13 protein-coding genes are annotated in these 13,538 nt (G+C 72.6%); 5 read left to right on the forward strand and 8 right to left on the reverse strand.

All coding sequences use genetic code 11. The features are described 5' to 3' along the window. Positions 1-61 precede the first annotated feature (61 nt). Complete coding sequence (locus tag AC3A5R_RS13635; protein ID WP_487621304.1) at positions 62-1,636, forward strand: phytoene desaturase family protein; 1,575 nt, start codon at positions 62-64, stop codon at positions 1,634-1,636. A 21-nt stretch (positions 1,637-1,657) separates the two neighbouring features. Here AC3A5R_RS13635 and AC3A5R_RS13640 read toward each other — a convergent pair whose 3' ends face one another. Further along, complete coding sequence (locus tag AC3A5R_RS13640; protein ID WP_487621305.1) at positions 1,658-2,245, reverse strand: DNA-3-methyladenine glycosylase I; 588 nt, start codon at positions 2,243-2,245, stop codon at positions 1,658-1,660. A 66-nt stretch (positions 2,246-2,311) separates the two neighbouring features. Further along, positions 2,312-2,890 (reverse strand): GNAT family N-acetyltransferase, encoded by a 579-nt coding sequence (locus AC3A5R_RS13645; protein ID WP_487621306.1) that lies wholly within the window; start codon positions 2,888-2,890, stop codon positions 2,312-2,314. Positions 2,891-2,947: 57 nt separating this feature from the next. Here AC3A5R_RS13645 and AC3A5R_RS13650 point away from each other — a divergent pair, with 57 nt between their 5' ends. Continuing rightward, positions 2,948-3,229: a hypothetical protein gene (locus AC3A5R_RS13650; RefSeq protein WP_487621307.1), complete on the forward strand. Its 282-nt coding sequence runs from the start codon at positions 2,948-2,950 to the stop codon at positions 3,227-3,229. Positions 3,230-3,254: 25 nt separating this feature from the next. Here AC3A5R_RS13650 and AC3A5R_RS13655 read toward each other — a convergent pair whose 3' ends face one another. The 5 genes from AC3A5R_RS13655 to AC3A5R_RS13675 form a co-directional block, all read right to left on the reverse strand. Beyond that, positions 3,255-3,635: a VOC family protein gene (locus tag AC3A5R_RS13655; RefSeq protein ID WP_487621308.1), complete on the reverse strand. Its 381-nt coding sequence runs from the start codon at positions 3,633-3,635 to the stop codon at positions 3,255-3,257. Between the two features lie 27 nt (positions 3,636-3,662). Beyond that, entirely contained in the window at positions 3,663-4,577 is a 915-nt protein-coding gene (locus tag AC3A5R_RS13660) for a carbohydrate ABC transporter permease (protein WP_487621309.1), read from the reverse strand. Then, positions 4,574-5,689 (reverse strand): carbohydrate ABC transporter permease, encoded by a 1,116-nt coding sequence (locus AC3A5R_RS13665; protein ID WP_487621310.1) that lies wholly within the window; start codon positions 5,687-5,689, stop codon positions 4,574-4,576. Before AC3A5R_RS13665 ends, AC3A5R_RS13660 begins: the two co-directional genes overlap by 4 nt. Before the next feature lie 133 nt (positions 5,690-5,822). Next, a complete protein-coding gene (locus AC3A5R_RS13670) occupies positions 5,823-7,082 on the reverse strand; it encodes a sugar ABC transporter substrate-binding protein (RefSeq protein ID WP_487621311.1) in 1,260 nt (419 codons plus the stop codon). A 141-nt stretch (positions 7,083-7,223) separates the two neighbouring features. Beyond that, the gene (locus AC3A5R_RS13675; RefSeq protein WP_487621312.1) at positions 7,224-8,249 is read right to left on the reverse strand and encodes a LacI family DNA-binding transcriptional regulator; all 1,026 of its coding nucleotides are present in this window, start codon (positions 8,247-8,249) and stop codon (positions 7,224-7,226) included. A 216-nt stretch (positions 8,250-8,465) separates the two neighbouring features. Between AC3A5R_RS13675 and AC3A5R_RS13680 the strand changes: the two genes are divergently transcribed. Genes AC3A5R_RS13680 through AC3A5R_RS13690 form a run of 3 tightly spaced genes read left to right on the forward strand, consistent with a single transcriptional unit; the run spans position 8,466 to position 13,164 of the window. Further along, on the forward strand, positions 8,466-10,577 hold the full coding sequence (locus AC3A5R_RS13680) for a glycogen debranching N-terminal domain-containing protein (protein WP_487621313.1): 2,112 nt from the start codon (positions 8,466-8,468) through the stop codon (positions 10,575-10,577). 9 nt (positions 10,578-10,586) lie between these two features. After that, entirely contained in the window at positions 10,587-11,435 is an 849-nt protein-coding gene (locus AC3A5R_RS13685) for a phosphatase PAP2 family protein (RefSeq protein ID WP_487621314.1), read from the forward strand. Between the two features lie 10 nt (positions 11,436-11,445). Next, a complete protein-coding gene (locus AC3A5R_RS13690; RefSeq protein WP_487621315.1) occupies positions 11,446-13,164 on the forward strand; it encodes an NAD(P)/FAD-dependent oxidoreductase in 1,719 nt (572 codons plus the stop codon). On the opposite strand, the gene AC3A5R_RS13695 is transcribed toward AC3A5R_RS13690, so the two are convergent. Further along, entirely contained in the window at positions 13,151-13,477 is a 327-nt protein-coding gene (locus AC3A5R_RS13695) for a hypothetical protein (RefSeq protein WP_487621316.1), read from the reverse strand. The genes AC3A5R_RS13690 and AC3A5R_RS13695 overlap by 14 nt on opposite strands. Positions 13,478-13,538: the final 61 nt, after the last annotated feature.

Below are 13,538 nucleotides of genomic sequence, written 5' to 3' on the forward strand. Positions count from 1 at the left end.
GGCCATGTCCCGGTGTTGTGGACGTGGTGTTCGATCAGAGGCGGTGGCTAGGGTGGCGCGCGTGCACTACGACGACATCGTCATCGGGGCCGGCCACAACGGCCTGACCGCCGCCGCCTACCTCGCCCGCGCGGGCCGACGGGTCCTCGTGCTCGAGAAGGGCGAGCACGTCGGCGGGGCCGCGGTGTCGGCCCGTGCCTTCCCCGGCGTCGACGCCCGCCTGTCGCGCTACTCCTACCTCATCTCGCTGCTGCCGCGGCAGGTCCTCACCGACCTCGACCTCGACCTGCGCCTCATCCGCCGCCGGTACTCCTCGTACACGCCGGTCCCCGCCGACCCCGCCCGCGGACTGCTCGTCGACCACGGCGACGCCGACGCGACCAGGGCGGCCTTCCGTGCGCTGACCGGCGGCGACTCGGCGTACGCCGGCTGGACCGACTTCTACGGCCGGATGGGCTCGCTCGCCGAGAAGGTGTTCCCGACCGTGCTCGACCCGCTGCGGTCACGTGACGACGTGCGCGCCCTCTCCGGCGACCCCGAGCTGTTCGACGCGCTGACGACCCGGCCGGTCGGCGAGCTCGTCGAGGCGGTCACCGACGACGACACCCTCCGCGGCATCATCGCCACCGACGCGCTCATCGGCACCTTCGCCTCGATGCGCGGGCAGGACCTGCGCCAGAACGTCTGCTTCCTCTACCACCTCATCGGCGGCGGCACCGGCGACTGGGACGTGCCGGTGGGCGGCATGGGCGCCCTGACCGACGCCCTGGCGAAGGCTGCCGTCGATGCCGGCGCGACGGTCGTCACCGGTGCCGATGTCACGGCCGTCGACCCCTCCACCGGGGAGGTCACCTGGGCCGGTGGCAGCGGCATCGACGCCGGCAGCGCGGGTGGCAGTGCCCGGGCCACGACGCTCCTGGCCGCCTGCGCGCCCACCGTCCTCAACCGGCTGCTCGCGGCCGCGGGTGCCGACCCGGTGCCCACCGAGGACGACGTCGAGGGCGCGCAGCTCAAGGTCAACATGCTCCTGACGCGCCTGCCGCGGCTGCGCGAGCCCGGCGTCGACCCGCGGGCCGCGTTCGCCGGCACCTTCCACATCAACGAGGGCTACCGCCAGCTCGAGGACGCGTGGGCCGCGGCCGCCGCGGGCCGGGTGCCCGAGCTGCCGCCGTGCGAGATCTACTGCCACACCCTGAGCGACCGCTCGATCCTCGGGCCCGAGCTCGCGGCGACCGACGCGCAGACGCTGACGCTCTTCGGGCTGCACCTGCCGGCCCGGCTCTTCCGCGAGGACAACGCGGCGGCGACGAAGGCGGCGCTCGAGGCGACCCTGCGCTCGCTCGACTCGGTGCTCGCCGAGCCGATCGAGGAAGTGCTCCTGCGTGACGGCGACGGCAACCCGTGCCTCGAGGTCAAGAGCCCCCTCGACCTCGAGCAGTCGGTCGGGCTGCCCTGCGGCAACATCTTCCACCGCTCGCTGCAGTGGCCGTGGGCCGAGCGCGAGGCCGAGGTGGGCACGTGGGGCGTCGAGACGCCGCACGCGTCGCTGCTGCTCGCCGGCGCCGGCGCCCGACGCGGCGGCGGCGTCAGCGGCATCCCGGGCCACAACGCGGCCCGCGCCGTGCTCGGGCGCTGACGCGCGCCGCCGTCGGACGCGTCAGGCGGGCCAGACGCCGCTGCTGGCGCGCCGGTGGCTGGTGACCAGGTGCGTGTCGACGATGCCGACGGCCTCCATGAGGGCGTACATCGTCGTCGGCCCGACGAACGCGAATCCCTTCTTGCGCAACGCCTTCGACAGCGCCTTGCTCTCGGCGGAGACGGTCGGCACCTCGGAGTGGTCACTGGGGCGTGGCGTGTCGGTGGGCTGGAACGACCACACGAAGTCGACGAGGCCACCCTCCTCGCGCAGCGCCACGGTGGCCCGGGCGTTGGTGATCGCGGCCTGGATCTTGCCACGGTGGCGGATGATGCCGGCGTCGCCGAGGAGGCGCTCGACGTCGGCCTCGGTGTAGCCGGCGACGACATCAGGGTCGAAGCCGGCGAAGACCTCCCGGAAACGGGGACGCTTGCGCAGGATGGTGGCCCACGACAGCCCGGACTGGAAGCCCTCGAGGCAGATGCGCTCGTAGAGCCCGGCCTCGTCGCGGACCGGCATGCCCCACTCGGTGTCGTAGTACTCCATGAGCAGGGGGTCGGACGAGGCCCACACCGGGCGCGCCAGACCGTCAGTTCCGACGACCGTCATGGCGTGACCCTACGACCCCACCCCGACAGCGGCGCCTGCGGTCGCCCGCCCCGGGCGACCCCAGCCTCAGCGCAGGTCGAGCCGCATGAGGACGCGCGGGAACCCACCCGAGATGCTCTCGGTGTCGGCCGCCTTGGTGAAACCGGCCCGCTCGAAGAGGCCGCGGGTGCCGACGTAGGCCATCGTCTGGTCGACCTTCTCGCCGCGGTTGTCGACCGGGTAGCCCTCGACGGCCGGGGCGCCGTGCTCCCGCGCATACGCCACCGCGCCCTGGAGCAGCGGCAGCGAGATCCCGCGCCGCCGGTGGCCGGGGCGCACCCGGATGCACCACGCCGACCACACGGGCAGGTCGTCGACGTGCGGGATGAGGCGCGAGCGCTCGAACGGCAACTCGGCGCGTGGGGCCACGGCCGCCCACCCGACGACCGTGTCGCCGTCGTAGGCGAGCACGCCGGGGGCGACGTCACGCGCGCAGAGCCCGCGCACGTACTCGCCGCGGGCCGGCCCCAGCAGCGACCGGCTCTCCTTGGACGGGAGGCGGTGGCTCAGGCACCAGCAGACGGTCGAGGCCGGGTTGGTCGGGCCGAGCATCGTCGCGACGTCGTCGAACCGCTCGGCGCTCGCGGGCCGCACCTCGAAGGTCATGCTGCGAACCTAGCCCGCAGCACCGACGCCGGCCGCTCGCGGCGTTACGGTGCAGGCATGTCCCTCCGTGTCCGCGTCGTCCTCGTGTCCGCCCTGGCTCTGGCCGTGGCCCTGGTCGTCGCCGGGTGCGTGCTGTGGGCGACGGCCGGCCCGACCACGTTCGGGTGGTTCGCCTACGCGCCGCTGGCCGAGGAGGTGGTGTCGCCCAGCTTCATGATGCTGACGCCCCGGATGCAGCTCGCCCTCGGACTGGCCACCGGCGGGCTCGTGCTGCTCGCCGGGCTCGCCGGCTTCTGGATCGGACGGCGGCGCCCGCGGGCTACGAGCCAGGCGTCGTGAGGGAGCACGCAGCGCGCCGACGCCGTCAGTCGGGGCGCACCGCGCTGAGGCAGAACGGGTGTCCGACCGGATCGAGCATGACGCGCCACTGGTCGGGCGCCGGCTGGTGCTCGGCCTCGCGCGCCCCGATCTCGAGCGCGGCCGCGACACACGCGTCGAGGTCGTCCGCCGCGAGGTCGAGGTGCAGCTGCTGGCGCTGCGGGCCGTGCGGCCACGTCGGGGCCTCGTACTCGTCGACGCGCATCAGCGTCAGCATCGGCCCCGCACCGGACAGGCACACGACGCCACGGTCGGGCGTCGTGAACGCCTCCTCCAGGCCGAGCAGCGCGCGGTAGAACGGCGCGAGCGCGTCGGGGTCGGGGCAGTCGATGGAGATGGACGCGAGCGGGGCGACACGGGCTGTCATGGTCACCGACCCTAGGCCGCCCCACCGTCACTCCTTGACGGCGCCCTCGAGGGAGCCGGAGATGATCCGCTTCTGGAAGACGAAGAACATCGCGGCCACCGGGATCGTCATGAGCACGGCCGCCGCCAGCTTGAGCGGGTAGCGGTTGCCCGACCCGAGGGCGCCTGTGAGGAGCCCGGCGACGCCGGTGGTCAGGGTGTTGGTCTCGGGAGACTGCCGCGACACGAGGAAGTGCGGCAGCTCGTTCCACGAGGACTGGAACGCGATGATCGTGATGGTGATGAGGGCCGGCCGGGCGATCGGCAGCACGACCGACCAGAAGGTGCGGAACACCCCGGCACCGTCGAGCTTCGCGGCCTCCTCGAGGCTCACCGGGACCGACTCGAAGAAGTTCTTCATGATGAACACGCCCGCGGCGTCGGCGAGCAGCGGCACGATCATGCCGGCGTAGGTGTCGTAGATGCCGAACTGCTTGATGATGAGGAACTTCGGGATGAGCAGCACGACGCCCGGCACCGCCATGGTCGCGACGATGGCGATCGTCACGGCACCACGGCCGCGGAAGCGCAGCCGCGCCAGCGCGTAGCCGGCCAGCGAGTCGAAGAAGACGCGTCCGAGCGTCACGAAGACCGCCACGACCACCGAGTTGCCGAACCACAGCGAGAAGTCCTGCTGGAACAGCGCCTGGTAGGCCGCGGTCGTGAAGTGCGAGGGAATCGGGTTGAGCGGGTTGGCCGTCGCGTCGGGGTCGGTCTTGAAGCTCGTGCCGACCTGGATGACGAACGGGAACAGGTACAGCAGCGCGAACACGGTCAGGGCCGAGTAGCCCAGCGCCTTGAGGATCGCGGTGCGCGTCGCGTGCGGACGCGGCGCGGCCGGCGGCGTCGGTGCCGCGGATCGGGCGGACACCGCGGGTCGAGTGGTCGTCGAGGCCTGGCTCATGAGACTCCCGTCCCCTGGGAAGAGTTCTGTGCGGCGCCGAAGCCCCGCATCCGGCTGTAGAGACCACCGGACTCACGGTCCCTGTCGCGCAGGACGATGGTCTGGACCGCGGTGAAGACGATGATGATCGCGAAGAGGATGAACGACATCGCCGTGCCGGTCCCCCACTCACCGTTGTTGATCGACTGGTCGTAGGAGAGGAAGGCCGGGGTCAGGGTCGTCTTGCCCGGGTTGCCCTTACTCATGATGTACACCTGGTCGAATACCTGCCAGGTGCCGATGAGGCCGAGCGTCAGCACCGTGAAGAGCGTCGGCCGCAGCAGCGGGATCGTGACCGAGCGCATCGTGCGCCACGTCGACGCCCCGTCGATCGAGGCGGCCTCGTAGACGTCCGACGAGATGTTCTGGAGGCCGGCGAGGAACAGGAGCATGTAGCCGCCGGCCGACACCCAGATGACGAGGGCGATGATCGTCAGCATCGCCACCGATGGGCCGGACACCCAGTCCCACCAGGTGAGCCCGAGGAAGTCGTGCGACGTCATGAACGCCGGCCCCGGGCCGTCCGGGCCGCTGCCGATCCCCACCCAGCCGAGCGCGATGTGGAGCACGCCGCGGGGGTCGGCGAACCAGTTCGGCCCGTCGATGCCGAAGATGCCGAGCAGGGCGTTGATGCTGCCGCCGCCGGCGAAGAGGAACAGGAACACCGACGCGATGGCCACCGAGCTCGTCACGGACGGGAAATAGTACGCAGTGCGGAAGAAGCTGAGGCCCTTGAGGCGTCGCTGGTTGAGCAGCAGCGCCAGGGCGAGCGCGAGCACCGTCTGGACCGGCACCACGAGCAGCACGTAGTAGAAGTTGTTGCGCAGCGAGGTGGCGAAGTCGCTGCGGGTCAGCGAGTCCTGCGTCAGCAGCTGCTGGTAGTTCTGGCCGCCGACGAAGTTCACGCCGGGGCTCAGGGGCGAGCCGCGTCCCTGCCAGTCGCTGAGACTGACCCAGAAGGCCAGCAGGATCGGCAGCACGAGGAACAACCCGAGGATGATGATGACGGGCGACACGAACAACCAGCCCGATCGGGTCTCTGCTGCGCGGGCGCTGTTGCGTCCCAGCTTCATTGGACTCTCCTCGATGACGGGGCGGTGAGGTCGTGAGGGGTGGGTGTCCCGGGCGTCGGGTCGGGGTTGCGGTGGCCGGTGCGGGCAGGGGTGTGTGCGGCACCGGCCACCGCGGCGGGTGGGGCTCAGCGCGTCACTTGAGGACGGCCTCGCCGTTCTTCTGGAGCCGCTCGAGCATCGCCTTGGGGTCGCCGCCCGGCAGGCTCGCCAGCTGGGTGTCGAAGTCCTTGAGGACGGGGTCCATGCCGGCGACGGTCACCGGACCCTGGGCGTACTCGGCCCCGGCGAGGAACGCGGCGTCGTTCGGGAAGGCACCCTTGTAGGCCGTGGCCGCGGACTTGATCGAGGGCATGACGCCGAGCCCCGTCGCGAGCTGCATGGCCGGCTTCTCGGTCGACAGGTACTTGACGAGGTCGATCGCGGCGGCCTGGTTCTTGCTGGCCGAGGCGATGCCGTAGCACTGGGTGAAGGACAGCGTGCCCTTCGCGACCGGGCCGGCGGGAAGCTCGACGGCCTGCCACTTGAGGTTCGGGTAGTCGCTCTTGATGGCGCCCTTGATCCAGTTGCCCTCGATCGTCATGGCGGCCTTGCCCGTGCCCAGGGCCTCCCCGCCCCAGCCGGCGTCGACGCCCTTGGGGAAGGAGGTGGAGCCGCTGGCGAGCAGCTTCTTGACCTCGGCGAGACCGGCGAGGTTGGCCGCGGTGTCGGCCGTCATCTTCGTCTGGTCGGGGTTGACGATCCAGCCGCCGGCCTGCTTCATGAACGCACCGACGCGGTCACGCGTGTCGCCGATGACGAGGCCCTTGACCTTGCCCTTCGTCAGCTTCTGGGCCACCGACTCGAGCGCGGACCAGTCCTTGGGCACGTCGCCCACACCGAGCCCGGCCTGCTGCCAGAGGTCGGTGTTGATGACGAGGGCCAGCGTCGAGAAGTCCTTCGGAGCGCAGTAGAACTTGCCGCCGTAGGTGAAGGTCTGCACGAGGTTGGGGTAGAAGTCGCCCTTCATGTCGAGCTGGTCGCCGTAGGCGAGCATGTTGCCGGCCTTGGCGTACGTCGGGAAGACGTTGGCGTCGGTGAAGAAGAGGTCGGGCGGGCTGCCGGCGGCGAAACCCTGGGTCAGCTGCTGGTTCATGTCCGAGGCCGCGACGACCTCGACCTTGTTGCCGGTCTTGTCCTCCCACGGCTTGACCGTGTCCTGCTGGAGCTTGACGTCGGCCGGGCCGTTCGAGGTGATCATGAACTTCAGCGTCACGGGGCCGCTCTTGGCCGACTGGGTGGAGCCGCTTCCGGATCCGTTGTCGAAACCGCTGCCACCGCCGCACGCGGCGAGGGCGAGGGCTCCGGCGAGGCCTGCGGCAAGGGCCGCGGTGGTGCGCCTGGTCCTGCGTGACATCGTTGTTCTCCTGACTGCGCTGTCGGCATCTCTGGTCGGTGCTGGTGGTGCATCGTGCTGGGTGCTGCTCAGGTGGTGCAGGGGTGGTGCAGGGGTGGTGCTCGGGCGGTGCTGTCCGGGTGGGTCCCGGAGGTCTGGTCGCTAGGGCTCGCGCAGGCTCGACGCGCGGATCGTCAGCGTCGGCTCGAGCAGGACGGGGCCGGGGTGGCGGACGGGGTCGACGAGCATGTCCCACGCGATGCGGGCGGCCTCGGCGACAGGCTGGTGGACGCTGCTCAGGCCCATCGCAGCGGCGACGTCGGTGTCGTCGAAGCCGACGACGCCGATGTCGGCGCCCGGACGCAGCCCGCGGTTGCGGACGGCGCGCAGCACGCCGAGGGCGAGCAGGTCGGAGGCGCAGACGACCGCGGCGTCCGGGCCGAGGTGGTCGAGCACCTCCTCGGCGGCCTCGGTGGCCTCGTCGATGTCCTGCACCGACGCCGCTGCGGGTGCCGACGCGTCGAGGCCGAGCTCGGCGAGCGCGTCGTGCCAGCCGCGTCGGCGGTCGTCTCCGACGGGCGAGCCGGCGGGCCAGCCGAGGAACCCGACCTGGCCGTACCCGGCGTCGACGAGGTGGTGCACCGCGCTGCCGACGCCGGCGTGGCCGTCGACGTCGACCCAGCGGGTCAGCTCGGGCTGGTCCCACACGCGTCCGAACGACACGAAGGGCACGTCGTGCTCGATGAGCCAGGGCGGCCGCGGGTCGGACGGCCGGGTGTCGGCGAGGACGAAGCCGTCGACGAGGCCGCTCGCGAGGGTCTGGCGGTAGCCGGCGACGACGTCGTCGGGGTCGGGCGCGAAGGCGAGCAGGTGGCTCGTGTGGCTCGGGGCCGAGACGGTGAGCTCGACGAGGAACTCGTCGAGGATGTGGCCCATGCGCCGGTGACCGGACGGGTTGACCTCGAAGCCGTAGGCCCAGGCGCGCTTGCGGCGCAGCTGCTGGGCGCTGACGTGCGGCGTGAAGCCGAGCCGGTCGATCTCGCGCTGCACCCGTTCGAGGGTGTCGGGAGCGACCCGGTCGGGCCGGTTGAGGACGTTGCTCACGGTCTGGCGGGACACGCCGGCGGCGCTCGCGACGTCGACGATCGTCGGGCGCGTGCCCGGCACCATCGTCGCCTCGTCGACCATGACCGCTCCCTCGCGCCCGCTGGCTTGGATCGTTCAAGCGGCCGGACAAACCGGGACTTGAACGTTCATACGAGACGGAGCATGCTCTGTCCTGCCGACGAGGTCAAGCGCCCGACACCGGATCGTGGCAGGTTGAGGGGCGGCCGGCATCGACATCCCCGCCCGAGACCCGGACGACCGACACCGCCCCACCCAGCCCCATGGAAGGCTCACGCCGTGCCCCAGCCCGACGCGTCCACCCCGGCTCGCCAGCCCTGGCTGCACGAGCTGTCGATCCTCGTCGACGGCAACGCCACGGTCCTCGCCGACCGGTCGGGCGACGTCCTGCCGGGCACCGCCCAGGGCCTGTACGTCGACGACCGCCGCGTGCTGCACACTTTGCTTCTCGAGGTTTCTGGCGAACGGCCCCCCCCCGTCGCCGAGCGGGCATCAGGTGCGGTCGGCCACTACGCGAGCGCCGCTCGGGCACTGGGCAACCCGGGCCCCGACCCCACCGTCGAGGTGGTTCGCACCCGCACACTCTCCTCGTCTGCGGGCCGGTGCCTCACCGAGGTCGTCGCGGTCACGTCGCGGGCCGACGCGCCCGTCTCGACGGTCCTGCGGCTTGTCGTGGGCGGCGACGGCCGCGACATCGCCGCCGTCAAGTCCGGGCACGTCGACGGAACGCCCGTCGAGCCCGAGATCGACCGCGCCACAGTGGTTCTCGCCGACGAGTGGCACCGCACGACGGTGTCCCTCGACGGCTCGGCGCGCGCAGTGGTCGAGGCCATGCCCGACGGCACCGCCGCCTTCGAGGTCGAGGTCGCGGTGGCTCCCGGCGCCACCGAGTCGGTCGCCCTGACGGTCCGCACCGAGCGCGTCGCACCCTCCGCGTTCGACGCCGATGCCGGCGCCGACGCCGTGCCGTGGTCCCAGGTCGTCGTCACCGCGGGCGACCACCGCCTCGGCACCACCGTGCGGGCCGGTCTCGACGACCTCCAGCACCTGCTGCTGCGCGACCCCGAGCACCCGTCCGACGTGTTCACCGCCGCCGGATCCCCCTGGTACCTGACGCTCTTCGGCCGCGACTCGTTGTGGTCCGCCCGGCTCCTGCTGCCCTTCGGCACCGAGGTCGCCGCAGGCACGCTCCGCACCCTCGCCCGCCGCCAGGGGCGCACCACCGACCCCCTCACCGGCGAGGCGCCCGGCAAGATCCCGCACGAGCTGCGCCGACACGTGCTGCGGGACGCGAACACCGGCATGACGCTGCCGCAGGTCTACTACGGCACCGTCGATGCCACAGCGCTGTGGGTCTGCCTCCTCGCCGAGGCGCGCACCTGGGGCCTCCCCGACGCCGACGTGGTCGACCTCCTGCCGGCCCTGCGCGCCGCCGTCGCGTGGCTCACCGGCGACGGGCAGCCCGACGGCGACGGCGTGCTCAAGTACGTCGACGCGTCGGGCACGGGCCTGGCCAACCAGGGCTGGAAGGACTCCGGCGACTCCATCCGCGGGCGCGACGGCCTCGTCGCCACGGCCCCGATCGCCCTCGTCGAGGCCCAGGCCTACGCCGTGGAGGCGCTCCGCGCTGCGGCCGGCCTGCTCCGCGCGCTCGGCCAGCCGGACGCCGAGGCGGCCGAAGCCGACGCCGCCGCCGACCGGCTCGAATCCATTCTGCGAGAGCGGTTCTGGGTCGACACCGACGCCGGCCACCACCTGGCGATCGCCCTCGACGGCGCCGGTCGCCCTGTCGACGGCCTCGCCTCCAACATGGGCCACGTGCTCGGCACCGGCGCCCTCACCGGCGACGAAGCGCGACAGGTCGCCGCCAGCCTCACCGGCCCCGAGCTGCTCGACACCTTCGGCGTGCGCACCTTCGGCACGGGCAACGGCGGCTTCAACCCGATCGGCTACCACACCGGCTCGATCTGGACCCATGACACCGCGATCGCCGCCATCGGTCTGGCCCGCGAGGGCCTCACCGCCGAGGCTGTCGCGGTCGGGCGCACCCTGCTCGCCTCGGCCGAGGCCTTCGGCTACCGCTGGCCCGAGCTGTACTCCGGGGTGCCGTTCGCGGGCGCCCCGACGCCCTACCCGGCCTCGTGCCGGCCGCAGGCATGGTCGGCGGCCTCGGCGGCCGCCCTCGTCACCATCGCGCTCGGCCTGCGGGCCGACGCGTCGACACGCACGCTGCACCTGACGCCGGCCCGCCCGGCGCCGTTCGGGCCGATGCGGGTCGAGGGGCTGCGCTTCCTCGGCGGACGCTTCGACGTGGAGGTGGACGCGGCGGGCGAGGTCATCGGGCTCACCGCCCCGGAGGGCGTCACGGTCGAGGTGCACCGAGCCGGGTAAGAAGGGGGCATGACGCAGCCCTCGCGACCGCGCACGCCCGACGACACGATCGGCGCGCGCGACCTCACCGCGTGGCACACCCGCGCCGGGCGGTGGCTCGTCGGCGTCTTCGCGGCGCTGGCCCGGGCCTCGCGGCCGGCCGCCCGACGCGTCGCCTCGTGGTCGTCGGCGCACGTGGCGTTCGTCGTCTTCGCCGTGGTCGCGGTCGTCGTCATGATGGCGCTCGTCGAGGGCGTGGAGACGGTGTACGAGGCGGTCGTCGGACGCGACGGGATCACCGTCGTCGACCAGCCGGTGCTCGACGCCGCCGCCTCGCTGCGCTCCCCCGGGCTCGACTCCGCCGTCACCGCCTTCACCGACGTCGGGGGCCCGGTCGGCATGCCGATCCTCGCGCTCGTGGCCGTCGCCGTCATCACGTGGTGCCGCCGACGGTGGACGCCGCTCGTGCTCATGCTCGTCGCGGCTGCAGGCTCGCTCGCGATGACGATCGTCGGCAAGGGATTCGTCGACCGCGCCCGGCCGCCGGCGTCGCTCGCCGTGCCACCGCTCGAGGTGTCGGCGTCGTTCCCGAGCGGCCACACCCTCAACGCCACGGTCCTGACGACGATCGTCGTCTACCTCGTGCTCATCGAGACGACGGCGGCCTGGCAGCGCGTGGTCGCCGTCGCCGTCGGCACGCTCTTCGTGGTCTCGATGGGCCTGTCCCGGGTCTTCCTCGGCCACCACTGGCTCACCGACGTGCTGGCCGGCTGGCTCATCGGCCTGGCCTGGGCCCTCGCCGTCATCACGGCGCACCGTCTCTGGCTCACCCTGCGCGAGCGTCCCGAGGCCATACCGCAGGCGCCGCGCGGCTCCTAGGATCGACAGGGTGAAGCCGGCGATCATCCTCGTGTCCGAGACCCGCTGCGAGCAGCTGCGCGACGAGTTCAGCCGCTACGAGCGCGACTACGAGCTGCCCACGGCCACCTCTGCGCACGAGGCGAAGCTCCAGGCCCGGCGCGTCGTGGCCGAGGGCGGCCAGGTGGCGATGTTCGTCACCGAGTCGCGCCTGCCCGACGGCGACGTGCACCAGGCCTTCCACTGGTGGCGCCAGACCGTCCCGACCGCCCGACGCGTCATCGCCGCCCACGTGTCGACGTTCCGCGACGACGCCGAGCGCCTGCGCGGCGGCATGGCCAAGGGCAAGTACGACGCCTACCTGCTCATGCCGCGCGGCGCCCGCGACGAGGAGTTCCACACGGCCATCTGCGAGCTGCTCTCCGACTGGGGCTCGACCGTCGCCGAGCCGGAGGTCGTCGCCGTCGCGATCGTCTCGCCCGTCGAGGACGCGCTGACGCTCAGCATCCGCGACTACCTCGACCGCATGGGCATGCCCAACCGGGTGTACCCGCCCGAGAGCGAGAAGGGCCAGTACGTCCTGCAGCTCGTCGCGGCCGAGGGCGGCGAGGCCGAGTTCCCGCTCGTCATGGACCTGGGCAAGCGGGTGGGCAGCGCACGCAGCGTCCGCGACGTCGCCTCGCGCATCTACGGCCGCCCTGCCGACGTCACGGTCGACCGCGTCGTCGACGTCGCGATCGTCGGCGCCGGCCCGGCAGGGCTCGCGGCAGCCGTGTACGCCTCGTCCGAGGGCCTGACGACTGTCGTGCTCGAGGCCGAAGCCGTTGGTGGACAAGCCGGTACGTCCTCGATGATCCGCAACTACCTCGGTTTCCCGCGCGGCATCTCGGGCATGCGCCTGGCCCAGCGGGCCCGCAACCAGGCCATTCGCTTCGGCACCCAGTTCTTCACCGGCTGGCCGGTCACGGCGTTCGTGCCGGGCGAGGTCGGTGACGACGGCGTCCCGACGCCGCACCGGCTCTGCACCGAGGGCGGCGACGTGCTGGCCCGGGCCGTCGTCGTGTCGGCCGGGGTCAAGTACCGACGCCTCGACGCCCCCGGCATCGAGAAGCTCGTCGGCCTCGGCGTCCACTACGGCAGCGCCATGACGGCCGCCCGCGAGATGGAGGGCTACGACGTCGTCGTCGTGGGCGGCGGCAACTCCGCCGGCCAGGCGGCCATCCACCTGGCCCGCTTCGCCGGCTCCGTCACGATCCTCGTGCGACGCGAGACCCTCGCCGAGACGATGTCCGACTACCTCGTCGGTGAGATCGCCTTCAACCCGCGGATCACGGTGCAGGGGTGTTCGGAGGTCACCGGGGGCGGGGCCGGCGACGACGGCCGCCTCGGTTGGGTCACCGTCCGCGACACCCGCGACGGCACCGAGACGCGCCGCGAGTGCCGGGGGCTGTTCCTGCTCATCGGCGCGGCGCCCTACTGCGACTGGCTGCCCGACGCCGTGGCCCGCGACGAGCGCGGGTTCGTCCTCACCGGACGCGACGTGCCGCAGGACCGCTGGACCGGCGACCTGCCGCCCGAGAGCCTCGAGACGACGGTGCCGGGCGTTTTCGCCGCCGGCGACATCCGGGCCGGGTCGATGAAGCGCGTGGCCGCGGCCAGCGGCGAGGGCGCGTCGGTCGTGCCGCTCGTGCACGCCTGGCTCGAACCGACGCGGTGGGCGCCCTCGGACGAACGCGTCACAGCTCGATGAGGTGGCCCGAGTCGAAGGTGTAGCGCACTGCCGTGGTCGTGGCCGGCGGCAGCGTGCTCGGGTGCGCCGCGTGCCGCGGCGGGTGCGGACGGTGCGAGGTGTCGGCCGCGTAGGTCAGCCCACCGGCGACGCCGGCCGCGTGCGCCTGGGCTGCTCCCAGGCCGGTGGTGCCGACGAAGGCCACGGCCACCGCGGCCCCTGCGGCTCCGAGGCCCCGACGCAGCGAGGACCGCACGGGATGACGCGTCGCGCGGCGCGCGTCCGTCGGCAGGGCGGGGAGGTCGGTGGGCCGGGGTCCGTGTGTCGTGTCCATGTCCCGACCCTCGGGCCGGTGGCTGTGCACCGTCTGTGGCGATCCACTGAGCCACCGAAGG

The organism is Intrasporangium sp. Soil_C_50 (genome assembly GCF_057656595.1).